Annotated in this window: 12 protein-coding genes, 1 tRNA gene and 1 pseudogene; 10 read left to right on the top strand and 4 right to left on the bottom strand. The window is 54.4% G+C overall.

All coding sequences use genetic code 11. The features are described 5' to 3' along the window. The first annotated feature begins 288 nt into the window (after positions 1 to 288). A complete protein-coding gene (locus tag GSQ62_RS17785) occupies positions 289 to 882 on the top strand; it encodes a class I SAM-dependent methyltransferase (RefSeq protein ID WP_237586767.1) in 594 nt (197 codons plus the stop codon). Between the two features lie 600 nt (positions 883 to 1,482). On the opposite strand, the pseudogene GSQ62_RS17780 reads toward GSQ62_RS17785, so the two are convergent. Further along, positions 1,483 to 2,705 (bottom strand): annotated as a pseudogene (locus GSQ62_RS17780) (IS256 family transposase). Positions 2,706 to 2,738: 33 nt separating this feature from the next. Here GSQ62_RS17780 and GSQ62_RS17775 point away from each other — a divergent pair. Continuing rightward, on the top strand, positions 2,739 to 3,749 hold the full coding sequence (locus GSQ62_RS17775) for a transposase (RefSeq protein ID WP_161890755.1): 1,011 nt from the start codon (positions 2,739 to 2,741) through the stop codon (positions 3,747 to 3,749). Between the two features lie 169 nt (positions 3,750 to 3,918). Here the strand turns inward: GSQ62_RS17775 and GSQ62_RS17770 are convergent. Continuing rightward, positions 3,919 to 3,990, bottom strand: a tRNA-Glu gene (locus GSQ62_RS17770). A 196-nt stretch (positions 3,991 to 4,186) separates the two neighbouring features. On the opposite strand from GSQ62_RS17770, the gene GSQ62_RS17765 reads away from it, so the two are divergent. The 3 genes from GSQ62_RS17765 (at position 4,187) to GSQ62_RS17755 (ending at position 5,763) form a co-directional block, all read left to right on the top strand. Further along, positions 4,187 to 4,465, top strand: coding sequence for a hypothetical protein (locus GSQ62_RS17765; protein WP_161890754.1), 279 nt, complete (start codon positions 4,187 to 4,189; stop codon positions 4,463 to 4,465). A 66-nt stretch (positions 4,466 to 4,531) separates the two neighbouring features. Continuing rightward, positions 4,532 to 4,894: a hypothetical protein gene (locus GSQ62_RS17760; protein ID WP_161890753.1), complete on the top strand. Its 363-nt coding sequence runs from the start codon at positions 4,532 to 4,534 to the stop codon at positions 4,892 to 4,894. Positions 4,895 to 5,055: 161 nt separating this feature from the next. Next, the gene (locus GSQ62_RS17755) at positions 5,056 to 5,763 is read left to right on the top strand and encodes an SIMPL domain-containing protein (protein WP_161890752.1); all 708 of its coding nucleotides are present in this window, start codon (positions 5,056 to 5,058) and stop codon (positions 5,761 to 5,763) included. 74 nt (positions 5,764 to 5,837) lie between these two features. Here the strand turns inward: GSQ62_RS17755 and GSQ62_RS17750 are convergent, their stop codons facing one another. Then, complete coding sequence (locus tag GSQ62_RS17750) at positions 5,838 to 6,830, bottom strand: hypothetical protein (RefSeq protein ID WP_161890751.1); 993 nt, start codon at positions 6,828 to 6,830, stop codon at positions 5,838 to 5,840. Positions 6,831 to 7,215: 385 nt separating this feature from the next. After that, a complete protein-coding gene (locus tag GSQ62_RS17745) occupies positions 7,216 to 8,004 on the bottom strand; it encodes a membrane or secreted protein (protein WP_237586766.1) in 789 nt (262 codons plus the stop codon). A 243-nt stretch (positions 8,005 to 8,247) separates the two neighbouring features. Between GSQ62_RS17745 and GSQ62_RS17740 the strand changes: the two genes are divergently transcribed. The 5 genes from GSQ62_RS17740 to proC all read left to right on the top strand — a co-directional run bounded on the left by GSQ62_RS17740 (position 8,248) and on the right by proC (position 15,874). Beyond that, positions 8,248 to 10,677 (top strand): TonB-dependent receptor, encoded by a 2,430-nt coding sequence (locus tag GSQ62_RS17740; protein ID WP_161890750.1) that lies wholly within the window; start codon positions 8,248 to 8,250, stop codon positions 10,675 to 10,677. 55 nt (positions 10,678 to 10,732) lie between these two features. Beyond that, the gene (locus GSQ62_RS17735) at positions 10,733 to 11,551 is read left to right on the top strand and encodes a hypothetical protein (protein WP_161890749.1); all 819 of its coding nucleotides are present in this window, start codon (positions 10,733 to 10,735) and stop codon (positions 11,549 to 11,551) included. Positions 11,552 to 11,730: 179 nt separating this feature from the next. Beyond that, positions 11,731 to 12,180 carry a (2Fe-2S)-binding protein gene (locus tag GSQ62_RS17730; RefSeq protein ID WP_161890748.1) on the top strand — a complete coding sequence of 150 codons (450 nt, stop codon included), beginning with the start codon at positions 11,731 to 11,733 and terminating at the stop codon, positions 12,178 to 12,180. 12 nt (positions 12,181 to 12,192) lie between these two features. Continuing rightward, positions 12,193 to 14,346, top strand: coding sequence for a xanthine dehydrogenase family protein molybdopterin-binding subunit (locus GSQ62_RS17725; protein WP_161890747.1), 2,154 nt, complete (start codon positions 12,193 to 12,195; stop codon positions 14,344 to 14,346). A gap of 667 nt (positions 14,347 to 15,013) precedes the next feature. Continuing rightward, entirely contained in the window at positions 15,014 to 15,874 is an 861-nt protein-coding gene (gene proC, locus GSQ62_RS17720) for a pyrroline-5-carboxylate reductase (RefSeq protein WP_161890746.1), read from the top strand. Positions 15,875 to 16,028: the final 154 nt, after the last annotated feature.

The following is a 16,028-nucleotide window of genomic DNA, read 5'->3' as shown; positions in this document are numbered from 1 at the left end:
TAATGTGTCAGGGGCTTAAGCTGCGCTGGGAGGCAGTCAAGTATGAAACTATATACTAAAAATAGACTAAAGAACTGATTGATGCCGTAACAAAGCGTAATGAGAGTTTAAAATCAATAACCTGCTTGTATGAAACCATCCTACTGCCGAGGCATAAGGCAGCTTTTCGTGCTGTTCCTGTGGTTATTACTGGGTGCAGGGAGTACCTGTCAGGCACAGGTAGAGCAAAAAGCGACAGCAGTTTATACTACGAAACCACCCAGTCCGGGTGGTACTGGCAAAGTGTATATGGGCCGCGAAATTGCCAAGGTTATCGGTACGGGCGGAGGCGGCTGGCTTGACAGGAGCACCAGACAGGAAGAGGAGAACTCGTTACGGGCCATTGACGGCATGACGCTAAACCCTCAGAGTGTGGTAGCTGACATTGGCGCAGGCACTGGCTTTTATACCTTTAAGGTAGCGGAGAAAGTACCAAAGGGGAAAATATACGCTGTAGAGTTGCAGGATGCGTTTGTTGCTGAACTGAAAGAGCGCAGTCAGGAACTTGGGCTAAGCAATGTGAAAGTGGTGAAAGGAGGTGCGAAAAGCATAAATGTGCCCGATACCTCACTTGACCTTGCTTTTATGGTGGATGTTTACCACGAGCTGGAATACCCCCGGGAAATGCTGCAAGCTATACACAGGGCATTGAAGCCGGACGGTAAGCTGCTGCTGCTGGAGTACCGCGCTGAGGACCCAAAGGTGCCTATCCGAGAGCTGCACAAAATGACTGCGCAGCAGGTAAAGGAGGAGCTGGAGGCGAATGGGTTCAAGCTTTTCAAGCGCGAGGATTCTCTGCCGATTCAGCATTTCCTGATGTTTGAAAAGACGGAGGGCCGGTGATGACCCCATACAATGCAGGGCAACCTCATCAGTATCTAGAGAGAATCTCTGTCCTAAGAGAGGAATTATGGTCACCTCCCCATCCGCCACCTTTGCATCTCTTTACAAAGAAACAATGGTTCTGTCTAATGCTTTCTACACAATACTGTAATATGCTACTAAAGCCACCAAATCTTTGTGGATACGGTTTGATAATTCACTCCTTCGGTCTACACGAAAGACCCTCAGCTGCTGCTGAGGGTCTTTTACTTTTATAGTAGGTTTTTAAATGGTCACTTCATCGTAGTTAGACTAGGTGCCTTGACCAAGGGGAATGAGAGACTGAGGGGCAGGTAAGTCAGCCGTACTATACCGGAAAAAAGGAAGCTCCATTCCCCCCTTACCTTTTCTCCGAGAGTCTGGACAGTACTTAATGCTATCACCTTGGATAAGCAAGTGTAAGACAAAAGGCAAGACGAGGGAGAAAGAAGGTCGCTCACTTTAACCACTCATGCTATGGAACAGATCACAAGACAGTGCGTGGGCATCGACATCGCCAAAAAGAGCTTCACCGCCGGGAGTGTAATTCAAACTGTGTCATCTTTTCCCTTTTGTCCGTTTTCACTTCAGGTCCAGCTGCATTCTTTCCCCAAACCAGATAGCGAGCTGCTGGGCCGTCTGGCTCCAGTTGCTTAGCGGCATGCCCCATTTCTTGCTGATGTTCTGGTGGGATAGATAAATCAGCTTCAGCAGGGCCATGTCCGAGGGAAAGCCCCCTTTGTCTTGGTCACCTTCCTGACCTGGCGGTGAAAGCCCTCTATGGCATTGGTGGTATAGATGAGCTTCCGTATCTGCTCGGAGTACTTAAAGTACGTGCTCAGCTTCTCCCAGTTCCGCTGCCAGCTCTCCAGCACCTTGGGGTACTTGCTGCCCCACTTCTCCTCCAACTCCAGCAGCCGTAGCTCGGCCAGCTCAAGGCTCTCTGCCCGGTATACCGGCTTGAGGTCCTTGAGGAACTCCTTCTGGTCTTTGGAGGCCACGTACTTGAGACTGTTGCGGATCTGGTGCACGATGCAGCTCTGCACCTCGGTCTGCGGGAAGACGCTGTTTATCGCCTCGGCAAAGCCCCTGAGGTTGTCGATGCAGGCGATGAGCACGTCCCGCACGCCCCGCTGCTGCAGGTCCGTCAGCACCGAGAGCCAGAAGGTGGCCCCCTCGCTCTCCGAGACGTACACGCCCAGCAGTTCCTTGTGGCCGTGGCGGTCGATGCCCAGGATGTTGTAGACGGCCCTGCTGACAACGCGCCCCCCTTGCCGTACCTTGTAGTGCATGGCGTCGAGCCAGACGATGCAGTAGAGCGCCTCCAGCGGCCTTGCCTGCCACTCCTTGACCTGGGGAACGATCTTCTCGGTGAGGGCCGCCAGGGTGTCGTGGGAGATGTCCATGTCGTACATCTCCTTGAGATGAGCCGAGATATCGCGCAGGCTCATCCCCAGCCCGTACATGCTCAGGATGCGCGGCTCCAGGTTCTCTGCCAGCACCGTCTCCCGCTTTCTGATAATCTGCGGTTCAAAATTAGCGGAGCGGTCACGGGAGCTCTCCACCTCGATGGTCCCGTCCGAGGTGCGGACCCGCTTGCTCACCTTGCCGTTGCGCCGGTTGCCCTTCTCCCGCTCCTCTGAGTCCAGGTAAAGGTCCATCTCCGCCTCCAGGGCGGCCTCGAGAAAGTGTTTCAGAAGAGGGGCCAGTGCTCCGTCCTTGCCGAAGGTGGGTTTGCCGCTCCTGAACTCCTCCAGGAACTGGCGCTTGATCTTCTCCAGATCCAGGCTGGCTTGATTTTCCATTTTATCTGCGTTAAAGGTGTTACTCAAAACCCTTTGACACAGTTTGTTTTACAGCCTCTACCCGCCTGCGGCTGCAAACTCTCCCCCAACTCCGGCCTGTGCTTCTCCCAGGTGGAAACCTTTGACAACAGCACCAGGGGCTTCAACCAGCTGCTCAAGTGGTCGCGCAAGCAGACCACGCCTGCCTTGCCGGTAAGCTTTGTCATGGAGGCCACGGGTGTTTACTATGAGCCCCTAGCCTATCATCTGCACAAGCTTAAGCAGGCCGTTTCGGTCCTACTCCCCAACAAGGTCAGGCACTTCGGCAAGAGCCTCAGCGTCAAAAGCAAAACAGACCGCATTGACGCCAGGATCATCGCCCTGCTCTCTGCACATGAGCCGCAGGCATTCGTCCTCAAATCTCACAAGGAGGTGATAAAGAAGTTTGACACCGAGATAGCCAAATGCGAGGCCCGGATAAAGGCAGTGCTCAAAAAGGAGGAATGGCTGCAGGAGAAAGCAGAAAGGCTCCTCTCCATCAAAGGAGTGGGGCTGATGAGCCTGGCCATTGTGCTGGCGGAGACCCAGGGCTTTGCCCTGATGAACAACTCCAAACAGCTCACCAGCTACGCCGGCTTCGATGTGGTGGAAAGAGAGTCCGGCACCAGGGTCAGGGGCAAGACCAGGATCTCCAAGAAGGGCAACGGCAGGATAAGGGCGGCCCTTTACTTCCCGGCCCTGGTGGCCAGCAGGCACAACGCTGCCCTGCCGGCTGTCTACCAGCGCATCAACGCCGGGAAAGAGAGCAAGATGGTGGGGGTGGTGAGCCTGCAGCGCAAACTGCTGCTGCTCAACTGCTCTATGTGGATAAGCGATACGGTATTTCAAGACAAACCCTTAGCTTCCGGAGATCAGGAGAGAAGGCCTCTCCTTCGTAACAAAGACGAAGCCTTTGAAAACAAAGTAGGCAGATCCACAGACCTGCCTACACTGGATGAGCTTCCGTACGATCTCTCTCGGGTGAAGCCCTCCTTCGTCAGTAAATTATACGAAAGATTTTCCTGATGTTTACTTGATTTTTAAAACAGTACCTTTTACAGTTACTTTAGCTTTCTAAAACAGTCACTGAAGAGGAAAAGTTAAGAGAGTAAGAGGTAGAACGTGAATTTAGTGTCCGAATAGTGTACGAAGTAAATGGAAAAAGGCCCTCAACAGCAGCTGAGGGCCTTTCGTGTAGCCCGTAGGGGAATCGAACCCCTGTTACCAGAATGAAAATCTGGCGTCCTAACCCCTAGACGAACGGGCCTTGTGGGGCAATTGCGAGTGCAAATATAGACGATGTCTCAAATCCTGCAAACAGTTTAGGAAAATAAATTCTATAACATGTAGGAAAAAGTTCTTAAGCACCAGAACGCCGCACCCATGCATCCCTAAAAGCCTAACCAATACGAGTGGCTTCCGTTAGAAATAACCGGTAAGTCAGACAGTGCAAAGATTCGTATATGGCAAGGAGATTACGATATGAAGGCCTCAAACCGGAAGCCTTCGATCAACTGAAAAACAAACTGCAGGGCCTGGGGCTGAATTTGCAGCATAACAGCGGCAGTTTCAAGGAAAAAGGCGTGTCGGGCAGGTACAGCTATAATCCGGAGAGCGAAGTGCTGGAACTGGATGATCTGGACGTTGGTTTCCCGGCGAGCATGATGCTGAACCTGGACAGCCTGGAAAGGCGGATGGCAGAAGCGGTGGTGCAGCATGGCGGCAGGCCACGGCAGGCATAAGCAAAGCTTTTTTTATATACTGGCCGTATACAAAGTGATTTTAACAGCTAAACAACTCTTCACACTATGGAAAACAACACATCGCAAAATCAGAGCAACAGCAATTCAAATAACGCGGGCAATTCCGGCAACAACAGCAACAAAAACCCTAAAAACGCACCACAAGGCAATAAGAACCAGCAGGATGGCAGTATGCTGGCCATGCTGCATCCGCACGACATGTCCAAAACGGTGGAGTCGGCGCTGCATGTCTTCCAGGGCAACCATGATAAACTGCCTGAACTGATGCAGGATGTGGGCCATATTATATTGAAAGCCTCCCGCCGCTTCACGACAACACAATTGATACTGGCAGCCGGAGCGTTAACGTTTGGCGCTATCCTGCTGGCCAGGTACAGCCACGTACACGACGAGTACGAAGAAGCTTAGGCCTGCCGCACATACTCTTTGAAAGCCCCGGGCGCGTATTGTGCCGGGGCTTTATGCTTCCAATGCTGCTGTCCCCACAGGCTTGGCACAGGTTTTGATTAAGCAGCTGCTATATAGGTGGCAACTATATAGCCACCGTTAACTCCATAAAAAGTGAAACCATGAAAAAACTATTTCTGATAGCCGGACTTCTAGGGGCCTTGTCTGTTAACCGCGTGCAGGCGCAGCAGCAGCCGCTGCCTCCGCTTGTAAACGTGTCGGGTGTGGGGGAAGTGCGCGTACAGCCCACGGAGGTGGTGGTGAGCCTGGGGGTGGAGACCCGCGAAAAGACACTGGAGGCCGCCCGAACCGAAACAGACAAAAAAGCGGCAGCCATTATCAGCTACCTGAAGAAACAAGGCGTGGAGGAGAAAAATATCCAGACATCCTATGTTACGCTTCAACCCATCTATAACGGGGCCGAGTACGGCCGAACAAACCCTGATCTTTACCTCGCGCAAAAAAACATGACCATAAAGATAATAAAGCTTGACAGGTTTGATGAACTGATGGCTGGCCTGTATAAGGTAGGCGTGAACCAGGTGAACGGCATCAACTTCCAGGCAGGCGACATTGACAAGCTGAAGATGGAGGCCCGGAAGCGCGCCGTTGCCAATGCAAAGCAGATAGCCACGACGCTCGCCAAAGAACTGGACGCAAAAGTAGGGCGCCCCTACCAGATCAATGAGGTGGAGAGCGGCGGCGGGCCGAGGCCGATGTACAAAACCGCCATGCTGGAGTCCGCCGCGTACGATGCCGGCCCATCCATAGCAGGTGGCGAAGTGGTGGTGACTTCCAATGTGAGCGTCAGCTTCATTCTGGAGCATTAGCAGAAAAGTCTATATAGCAGAAAAGGCACCCGGATAAATCCGGGTGCCTTTTCTGCTATATAGACCGGCAGGAACTAGCCCTCATACCTTTCCAACACTTTCAGGCGGTTGTCAGCATCCAGCAAAAAGCTGAGGGGCTGTTTCGGGTTTGCCATGATCTGCTGCTCCCTTATGTCCCAGGGCTTCAGCATTTCTTCCAGCATGTGCGCATAGGCCATCATATCCCATGGGTTAAACACTTCGTTTCGGATATCGTCTATCAGCGTGTCAAGCACCAGGTGGCTGTCGCCGGGCTTGGGGGGGCGTAAGAAATATTCAGGAATCACGTTGAAGATATAGGCCGCGTAAAACACCCGCGCCTTGAACTCCGCCACCTGAACAGGGTGCAACTGCTGCCCCTGCGTGAGGCCATATAGCCTGCCCATCGCTCTCCTGATGATGCCATTGTCCAGGAGCGTACAGACCACCGCCACCCGGTCTAGTTTGATGCTGAAGGCCATACTGGTGAGTTCATCCTGGTACTCAAACGGCAGGGCGTCCTCCAGCGGGTTCACCTCCAGCAGAAACAGCGAGCACGGTATAAAATCAGAGAACACCATCGGCACCCGAAGCGACTGCAGCACCTGGTAAAAAGAAGCAAATCTGCCGAGCATTTTCGAGTCTTCACTCACAGCATACTGCGGCTCCATGAGCGGGTTCATCTCCTTGATAAGCTCTGTCACAAGTGTGCCGTAATACATCTTCCCTATCCACTGAAAAAGCTTTTGCTCATCCAGCGCCCTGAGCCCGTCAATGCCCTTTGCTGCGGCGCCTTCCACCTCGGCCTCGAGGGGCAGCAGGTGCTGCGTGTGGCAACGGTGGCAGCAGGGAATAGTCAGCTCTCCGAAAGTGGTGACGCTCTTGTCCAGCAGCAGCAGTTCCTTTTCCCGGAGGCTGTACTTTTGCTGCAGCCACTCCCCAAAAACAGGCGTGCGCTGCTCCGGTGTGATGGCGGTGCCGCACAAAAAGCAGTTTGTATCCGAGAACTGCATCTTCTCGAACGGGTCGTACAAAGTCAGGTCAGTCATATAGGGGCTCATCAGGCTGCAAAGATAGAAAGCCTGCGCGCGAGTTCCGAATAGGGTATATAGAGTGATGGATGTGCATAGGAGAACCCTGTGCGGAATGGGTGTCCGCACAGGGTTCCATATATAACTTCATCCTGGCCTCACTGAAAGCAATGGAAAAGGCCGGCCAGGTATATATAAGCCTGCCACGAAACGGGCCTCCTGCTGCAAACCTGCGCCAGCGAGAACCATGAATTACAGCCTTCCGAGCGCAGGTTATATATAAAATATTGTCGTTCGCCATCCTGCCGGATAAGAAGAAAAGCTTTGCTGATAGGCGATATATGCCGGGCCGAAGAAACCTCGCCCCTCCCCTTTTTCCCCTCCTGCCAGCCTATATATAGCCTTAATGCTCCCGACCCCATATCTCATATATGTCCTTGCCGGTGCTGCTTTTCCCGCTGTGGTGCCACTTGCCGTCTTTTACCTCGTAGTTGAAGCCCAGGTTGGCGCCCACGCGGCTGGAGTCGCGCGAGAAGAAGTCAATGGTCTCGGTGTATTTCCCGTTCTCGGCGGTATAGGTGCCTCCTCCGGTGCCGGAGAATTCTTTCGTTGCCGTGTTGAAGGCTATCCACTGGAACCGCCCGTCAGACAAAACCTTGAGTGTCTTGCGCGGGCCGCGCTGCATCGGGCTGATTTCCCCATCCTCTCCGGCACGACCGGTTATGCGCCAGGTTCCCTCTAAAGGCGACGTGGTGTTTTCCGGGGCAATTCTGGTCCAGTTCTGCTGCCCGTTGCCGTTTATCTGCAGCTGTCCGTCTTTCAGGGTATACGACAGGGAGTATGTGTTACCGACGGTGGCATCGTCCAGGGTGTTGTACTCAAATGTCAGGTTCATGTTTCCATTGGATGCATCGTAAGTGCCCCCGTAGGTGCCGATGAAGTTTTTAGCTGCCGGGCTGTAATAAGTGACCGTGAAGTAACCGTCCTCCAGCAAGGCAACCGCCGTGGCCCCTTCCGGCAGATTGGCGAATTCTGCATTGCCGGCAGCCAACTTCCAGGCCCCGACCAGCTCCGTCTGCTGCACCTGCCCGGCAGCCGGGTTCTGGTCTGTCTGCAGGAAAATGCTCTGCGGGAACAGGGCGCACAACATAAAAATCAGTGCCGCCGAAATGTTTGTAAATGCAACGCTCATATTCTTGGTGTTTGGTTCAAGCTGTTAAACGATCTTCCAGCTTACTGGTTGGCTCATAGCTATATATGATTTTGTAAAATCTGACAGGTTATATATGGATGGCCTCCGGCACGCCCCGCGCATGTTAAAATAGATAACACACCGGCTGCCGTGGCCTGGGCTGCTGCAAGTTTGTCGCATAAACCAAAAACAATATCTGTAGTCATGTGTCATACTACTATTCTGAGTTGATGCTATCTATATATGAGACGTTTGCTTTTGTTCTTTTTCCTGCTCCCGACGCTGGCGTTGGCGCAGCAGGGCGTTATTACCGGCACTGTTCGGGACGTGAACACCCAGGAGCCGCTGATCGGGGTTTCTGTGCTGCTGGCCGACACGCAGTTGGGTACGGTGAGTGACGAAACCGGAAGATACCGGCTGGACGGTGTGCCGCTCGGCAGCTACACGGTGCAGGCCACTTACCTCGGGTACCAGCCCCAAAGCAAGTTCAACATCAACGTGACGGCGGGCAACGTGCAGATCCTCAATTTTGAGATGGCCCCGGCGGCAAGCGAGCTGCAGCAGGTGGAGGTGGTGGCTAACCGCGCCCAGAGTGCCGCCGTAGCCGACCTCGTGACGCCGCTCTCGGTGCAAAGCCTCAGCACGGAGGAGATACGCAGCAACCCGGGCGGCAATTTCGACATCTCGAAAGTAGTGCAGGTGCTGCCCGGCGTGGCCACCAGCGGCACGGGCGGCGGCAGCCGCAACGACCTCATCATCCGGGGCGGGGCCCCGAACGAGAACGTCTACTACCTCGACGGCATCGAGATTCCGCTCATCAACCATTTCACCACGCAGGGGAGCGCGGGCGGGGCCACGGGCATCCTGAATGTGTCGTTTATCGAGGACCTGAAAGTGAGTTCTTCGGCTTTTGATGCGCGCTACAACAACGCGTTGTCTTCGGTGTTCGAGTTCAGGCAGCGCTATGGCAACCCCGAGCGCTTTTCGGGGAACGTGCGCCTGAGCGGTTCGGAGTTCGCCACCACCCTGGAGGGACCGATCTCCTCAAAAACTACTTATCTGGTCTCGGCCAGGCGGTCGTACCTGCAGTTTTTGTTCAAGCTCCTCGACCTGCCTATCCGGCCCAATTACTGGGACTTCCAATATAAGATTGACCACAGAATCGACAGCAAAACTTCCCTTTCCTTTTTGGGTGTCGGGGCCATCGATGAATTCTCTTTTGGCGTGCCGCGCAACAGTACCCCCGAGAACGAATACATCCTGCGCTCTATCCCGCTCAACAACCAATGGAATTATACCACCGGGCTTGCCGTGAAAAGGCTGGTGACGGACGGATATATCAACCTGGCGCTGAGCCGCAACGCCTTCAACATCGACCTGGAAAAACCGGAGGCGGTGCAAACCGGGGAGGCGTCGCGGCTCGCCTTGGAGTCCAACTCGCGGGAAACAGAAAACAAGCTGCGCCTGGACGTGAACAAGTATACGAACGGATGGAAGTACGCCTATGGCGTTTCGGGGCAGTACGTGCAGTTCAGCAACGACATCTTCAGCGTCATCAGGCAGGAAGTGCGCGATGAAAATGACCAGTTGGTGCAGCCCGCACAAACCGTGAACTACGACACCGAGCTGGATTTCTTCCGTTACGGCGCGTTTGGCCAGGTGTCGCGGTCGGTGCTGGACAACCGGCTGGGGCTGTCTTTCGGGGTTCGCACCGATATGAACACCTTCACAGAAGAGGGCCGAAACCCGCTGAACACGCTTTCGCCCCGCCTTGCCCTCTCCTATTTCCTTTCAGAAAAATGGACCCTGAACGCCTCCTCGGGCATTTACTACAAGTTGCCGATCTATACCGTGCTGGGCTACCAGGAAAATGGTGAATACCTGAACAAGGCGGCGGATTATACCAGGTCCGTCCACTACGTGCTGGGCACCGAGTTTCTGCCGCGCCTGGACCTGCGGTTTACGCTTGAGGGCTTTTACAAGGACTACGACAATTACCCCGTGTCGCTGCGCGACGGGATATCGCTGGCTAACCAGGGCGGCGACTTTGGATCCATCGGCAACGAGGCGGTCACCACGTCAGGCAAAGGGCGCGCTTACGGGATGGAGTTTTACCTCCAGAAAAAGCTGACGGGCACCGTCTTCTCCGTGCTCTCCTATACCTATGTCATCAGCGAGTTTGCGGGCACCGATGGCCGCTATATATCCAGCGCCTGGGATTACCGGCATCTGGTTTCGGGGTTGGTCGGCAAGAAACTGCCCCGCAACTGGGAGTTGGGCGCCAAATACCGCTTTGCCGGCGGCGCACCCACCACCCCCTTCGACCTGGCCGCCTCGCAGCGCAACTATGCGACGCTGGGGGTGGGCATACTCGACTATTCCAGGCTGAACTCAGAGCGGCTGCGCCCTTTCAGCCAGCTGGATGTGCGGATAGACAAAAAATGGAACTTCAACCGCATCACGCTGGACCTGTTCCTGGATATAGCCAACGTGCTGGCCAGCAAAACACCGGGCTACGACCGCTACACCTTCGAGCGCAACGCCGATAACACCGGCTTTGCCACCACCGATGCGGCTCCTCTGCGCGACGACGGCAGCAACGCCATCCCGCTCATCCTGAATAACGATGACGGAAACCTGGTGCCAACGCTCGGCTTTATCGTAGAGTTTTAAACCGGGGCATTTGTAAAGCATCTGGTATATATAAACCCTATATAAAATAAGGCCCATGAGCAAAGTGAGACTGTTAGCCGTCCTGAATGGGCTGTTTTTCCTGGTGCACCTGGTGCCGTCGCAGCTCACGCAGTTCGAGGTCCTCAACTCGCAGACCATTGGCGAAGTGTCGGATCAATACCCCACGCTGTTCACGCCGGCGGGCATTACGTTCGCCATCTGGGGCGTCATCTATATAGCCTTAACTGCCTTTTGTATCTATCACCTGGTAAAAGCCTACAAGGCGGGTGCAGACCATGAAGCCAACAAAGATTTGCTGCGCATCAACTACCTGTTCATCCTCAACAACCTGGCCACCGGCGCCTGGACCATCGCGTGGGTATATGAGTGGCTCGTGGTCTCCGTGGTTTTGATGCTGGTGCAACTGCTCACCTTACTCTGGATTCAGATGCGGGTGGGGATATATGACCCGTCGAGCTCGATTGCCTCCCGCTGGTTTACGCAGTTCCCGCTCAGCATTTACTTCGGCTGGATTTGCATTGCCACTATTGCCAACGTCAGTGCTGCGCTGGTGGGTTTAGGATGGGACGGCTTCGGGTTGACGCCGGAGTTCTGGACCCTCTTTATGCTGGCAGTCGCCGTGGTATTAACACTTTATATAGTGCTGCACCGGCGGAATATTTTTGTGGGCCTGGTAACGGTGTGGGCGTTTTACGGCATCATCCTCAAGCATCGGCAGTTAGATATGGCCTCCAGCCCCGACATCAGCGCCACCGCGTGGACTGGCATCGTGCTGGTGGCGCTTGCGGTACTTTTCCAGTTATACAGGAACTCGCAGGTTGTCAGACAAACGCAGGAGGCGACCCCTTATTAGTACCCTGATTCACAGCCTATATTTAAATTTAGTATTTGGATGAGGTTCATGCACTGGCGAAGGTTGTGGTATTTATGGCTTGCACTAAGTTATATCCTTGCTGTAACTCCCGGACAATCTTGCATTTACCAGTATATTTTTCTAAGTTTAGTTTATCCTCCTGATAAACCTGAATGACCATGGAACTACTGATAAACGGGAAAAAGCATGCCGTAAAAGCCAGCGCTGATCAGCTGCTGCTGCACGTGCTGCGTGATGAGCTCGACCTGACCGGCACCAAGTACGGATGCGGCGAAGGCCAGTGTGGTGCCTGCACGGTGCTGTTGGACAACAAAGCCGTCCGCTCCTGCAGAACGCCCCTGAGCGCCGTGCAGGGCAAGGAAATCATGACCATTGAAGGGCTTGCCACCAACGGGAAGCTGCACCCTGTGCAGCAGGCCTACCAGAACGTCGACGTTTTCCAGTGTGGCTATTGTGCGCCGGGCATGGTGATGTCTACCGTGGCGCTGCTGCGCGAAAACCCAAACCCGACCGAGGCGGAAATTATCCAGTTCATGAACGGGAACATTTGCCGCTGCGGCACCTATCCCAAAATCATAACGGCTATACAGGAAGCCGCCAACGCATAAACAGAAAGGACTATGGAGCGAGCAACAGCAACCGACGAACGACGTCAGCCGGACGAGGAGGAAATCAGCCAGTTCAGTAAAAGCAGGCGCCGGTTCTTTAAACTATTGGGTGGCGGGATAGCCGTTACGTTTGTGCTGCAGGATGCTTTTGCGCTGGTGGCCGATTCAGAAGAAGCAGGCGCGACAGGTAAAGCTACGGCGGATGCCGTGGAAGCCTGGCTGCATATAGGCGAGGACAATGCGGTGACGGTATATACCGGCAAGGTGGAAGTGGGCCAGAACATCCGCACCTCGCTTGCCCAGGCGGTGGCGGAGGAACTATATATGCCCGTAGCTTCCATCACCCTGATAATGGGCGACACTGCCCGCACGCCCTATGATTCCGGCACCTATGGCAGCCTCACCACACCACGGATGAGTCCGCAATTGCGCCGGGCCGCCGCGGCAGCCCGCGAAACCGTACTGGAACTGGCCGCCAAAGCGTGGGGCGTGCCTAAAAAAGATTTGCGGGTGTCCGGCGGAAACGTCATCAACCCCAAGACAAACAAATCCCTAACTCTCGGACAGCTTACCAAAGGAAAGGAGATCCTGAAGACTGTTTCAGATGATATCCCGCTTATTCCTGCGGAAGCCTGGAAAATAGCCGGAACCTCTGTGCCAAAAGTCGGTGCGACGGAGCTGCTGACCGGGGCGCATAAGTTTGTTTCTGATATGAAACTCCCGGGCATGTTGTATGGGAAAGTGCTGCGCGCACCCGCTTTCAAAGCTACCGTGGAAAGCGCCGATCTTTCTGCCGCCAAGGCCATGCCGGGCGTGGTGGCAGTGCATGAGAATAATTTTATCGGGGTGGCCGCTCCAGACCGCTCCACCGCAGAAAAAGCCCTGGCCGCCATCAAAGTGAAATGGAACACCACCAAACAGCCTTCCCGTTCGGAGATATTCTCTTATTTCAAAGAAAATGCTTCGGATGGCGGTGGCAGGGGAAGTACCGAGGAAGGAAACATAACCGAAGGCATGGCCGCCGCCAGCAAAACACTGCACGGGAAATACACGGTTGATTATATAGCCCACGCCCCCATGGAGCCGCGTGCCGCCCTGGCGCAGTGGGACAAGGATAAGCTCACTGTCTGGACGGGGACGCAACGGCCCTTCGGGGTGCAGGAAGAGCTCTCAGAACTCTTCAGTATGCCCAAAGAAAAGGTGCGGGTAATTATGCCCGACACAGGATCGGCATACGGTGGCAAACACTCCGGCGAGGCAGCCCTGGAGGCCGCACGGCTGGCCAAAGCCGCCCAAAAACCGGTGAAGCTTGTCTGGACAAGGGAGGAGGAATTCACCTGGGCCTATTTCAGGCCGGGCGGGCTGATAGAGGTAAGCAGCGGCGTCACAGACGATGGCACCATCACCTCCTGGGAATTCCATAACTATAACTCCGGGACATCCGGCATTAAAATGCCCTATATGGTGGCCAACCAGCTGGTGCAGTACCATCCCGTGGATTCCCCGCTGTACCAGGGCTCCTACCGGGGGCTTGCCTCCACCGCGAACATTTTTGTGATAGAGTCGCAGATGGATGACCTGGCGCACCTCGTGAACATGGATCCGCTGGCGTTCCGGCTGAAGAACCTGCAGGAATCCCGGCTGCGCAACGTTTTCGAGGCGGCGGCAAAAGGCTTCGGCTGGGGCAAAACAACCCCCGCCCCAAACCACGGCTATGGCATTGGCGGCGGCACCGAGAAGGGCGGCTTTACGGCTACCTGCGCCGAGGTGGCAGTTGATCCGGTATCCGGGGAGGTAAAGGTCATTCGGGCCACCACCGCTTTTGAATGTGGCGCCGTGGTGAACCCGGCGCATCTCGACAACCAGATTATGGGCGCGGTGGTGCAGGGGCTTGGGGGCGCCTTGTTCGAAGCCGTCGACTTTGAGAACGGCAGAATACAGAACCCGCACTTCGCGCAGTACCGGGTGCCGCGCTTTAGGGACATGCCCGCCATGCAGCTAATCCAGCTCAACAGGAAAGACCTGCCCTCCTCCGGGGCCGGCGAAGCGCCCATCGTGGGCATCGCGCCCGCCATCCGGAATGCCATCGCGCAGGCTACGGGTGTCCGGCTCAAGACGCTGCCGCTCGTGCCAAAAGGCATGAAAGGGCTGCTTGGCAGCCGCTGACTTGCTCCGCTGCGACATTTAAAGTTTTATATGATTGTACCGGCAGCCATCTATAAACCTGCATCCTTCATCCTCGTCCATATGCCTTCAGTTGGCCCCGGCAAGAAACGCTCCTATCCCCTCAAGGCATCTGCGACTGTATGTAAACCGGTATGTCAGGGGCAGGCCTCCATATATCCTATATAATTGCAAATTTCCGTTACCTCATAATCCTGCCTGGCAGCACCTGTAGCTGTGGCTACCAGCGGAAACCTACGGGAGCCAGATCCCGAAATTCAAAAAATATTATCTTTTTCCTGTGCGCCCGCCTCCCACTGTTCATCCGGTTGCCACGGACGAATAGCAGCGCAGTATTCTTTGGCAAGCAATCTACAGTCATTTAAAATGATCTTTATTATACATACTGCTAACAATCAGTCATATATATAACATAAAGAACATTCTACTGCGGCCTGCTGCTCCGTTTTACAGTCCCCTTCTTTATGCCTTCTATAGGGTGCGCCATCATGCGTGCTCTTGCAGTGTCTGTCTGGTGCTGAGTGCCTGTCTAAGAGTGCGTGAATCTGGCCATGATTTTTATTCCCCTTGTAAATTTTGTACTTTTGCAGTCTGAAAGATTTGTAAACATTAATTTTTAACATTCATCCTCATCATAAAAAACAGTAACATGCATATTGATAACGTCGCCATCTTGGGTACAGGAAATCTCGGAAACGCCATTGCAGAAGGACTCTTGAGCAATGGGAAATATGGACCGGAAAACATATATGTAACCAGGAGAAACACGAAGTCATTGCAGCGCCTGAAAGACAAAGGCCTGCAAGTTACCAACGACAACAGCTTTGCCGTTAAGAACTGCCGCTATATTCTGCTCTGCGTGCAGCCCGCGCACCTCGAGCACGTGCTGAACGAGATAAAGCCGGTCCTTGATCCTGAGCAGCATGTGTTGTTAAGCGTCATAGCAGGCGTCACCATCGATGACATCACCAGCGTAGTCGGCGATTACCCGGTCGTGCGGTGCATGCCGAACACGGCCATTGCCGTGCAGGAATCCATGACGAGCCTCGCTTTTAACGCCAAGGCGGCGAACGTGGAAGAGGACGTGAAAGAGATCTTCAACTGCCTCGGCGAGACACTGGTGATTGAGGAGGAACTGATGGCTGGGGCCACCGTGCTGTGCTCCAGCGGCATCGCCTTCAACATGCGCTTTATCAGAGCCGTTACGCAGGGCGGCATCCAGCTCGGCCTGGATGCGGAAGACGCCCAGAAAATAGCCGTGCAGGTCAGCAAGGGGGCCTCCACGCTCCTCACCATCAACAGGTCGCACCCAGAGCAGGAGATAGACAAGGTAACCACGCCGGAGGGGTGCACCATCACGGGCCTCAACGAGATGGAGCACCAGGGCCTGAGTTCTGCCGTCATCAAAGGTCTGGTGGGTTCGCACCAGCGCATTCTCGCCCTGAAAGAGCAGCGCGACAGGGACAACAGCAAGATCTCGATCAGTGCGCTGCAGGAGCTGCTGCAGTAAGCCGTTAGCGGCGGATTTATATATAGCCCTCATTTATATATAAACTGCAACCTCCTTTTCCCTTTCTCCCGATTTCAGGCAGTATGTAAGGGCAGCACACCTATGGCCTATGGCATATATAAGAGCGGCTCGCCCGATGCGAGCCGCCTTTTCC

It is taken from the genome of Pontibacter russatus (assembly GCF_009931655.1).
GTDB classification, from domain to species: Bacteria; Bacteroidota; Bacteroidia; order Cytophagales; family Hymenobacteraceae; genus Pontibacter; species Pontibacter russatus.
The sequence above is the reverse complement of the archived record's forward strand: the minus strand, read 5'-3'. Positions and strand labels throughout refer to the sequence as shown.

What these genes read in the sequence shown, in the direction of transcription:
- GSQ62_RS17785 (WP_237586767.1), top strand. Translation starts at nt 289, where the DNA reads ATGGGCCGCGAAATTGCCAAGGTTATCGGTACGGGCGGAGGCGGCTGG.
- GSQ62_RS17765 (WP_161890754.1), top strand. Translation starts at nt 4,187, where the DNA reads ATGGCAAGGAGATTACGATATGAAGGCCTCAAACCGGAAGCCTTCGAT.
- GSQ62_RS17760 (WP_161890753.1), top strand. Translation starts at nt 4,532, where the DNA reads ATGGAAAACAACACATCGCAAAATCAGAGCAACAGCAATTCAAATAAC.
- GSQ62_RS17755 (WP_161890752.1), top strand. Translation starts at nt 5,056, where the DNA reads ATGAAAAAACTATTTCTGATAGCCGGACTTCTAGGGGCCTTGTCTGTT.
- GSQ62_RS17750 (WP_161890751.1), bottom strand. Translation starts at nt 6,830, where the DNA reads ATGACTGACCTGACTTTGTACGACCCGTTCGAGAAGATGCAGTTCTCG.
- GSQ62_RS17745 (WP_237586766.1), bottom strand. Translation starts at nt 8,004, where the DNA reads ATGAGCGTTGCATTTACAAACATTTCGGCGGCACTGATTTTTATGTTG.
- GSQ62_RS17740 (WP_161890750.1), top strand. Translation starts at nt 8,248, where the DNA reads ATGAGACGTTTGCTTTTGTTCTTTTTCCTGCTCCCGACGCTGGCGTTG.
- GSQ62_RS17735 (WP_161890749.1), top strand. Translation starts at nt 10,733, where the DNA reads ATGAGCAAAGTGAGACTGTTAGCCGTCCTGAATGGGCTGTTTTTCCTG.
- GSQ62_RS17730 (WP_161890748.1), top strand. Translation starts at nt 11,731, where the DNA reads ATGGAACTACTGATAAACGGGAAAAAGCATGCCGTAAAAGCCAGCGCT.
- GSQ62_RS17725 (WP_161890747.1), top strand. Translation starts at nt 12,193, where the DNA reads ATGGAGCGAGCAACAGCAACCGACGAACGACGTCAGCCGGACGAGGAG.
- proC (WP_161890746.1), top strand. Translation starts at nt 15,014, where the DNA reads ATGCATATTGATAACGTCGCCATCTTGGGTACAGGAAATCTCGGAAAC.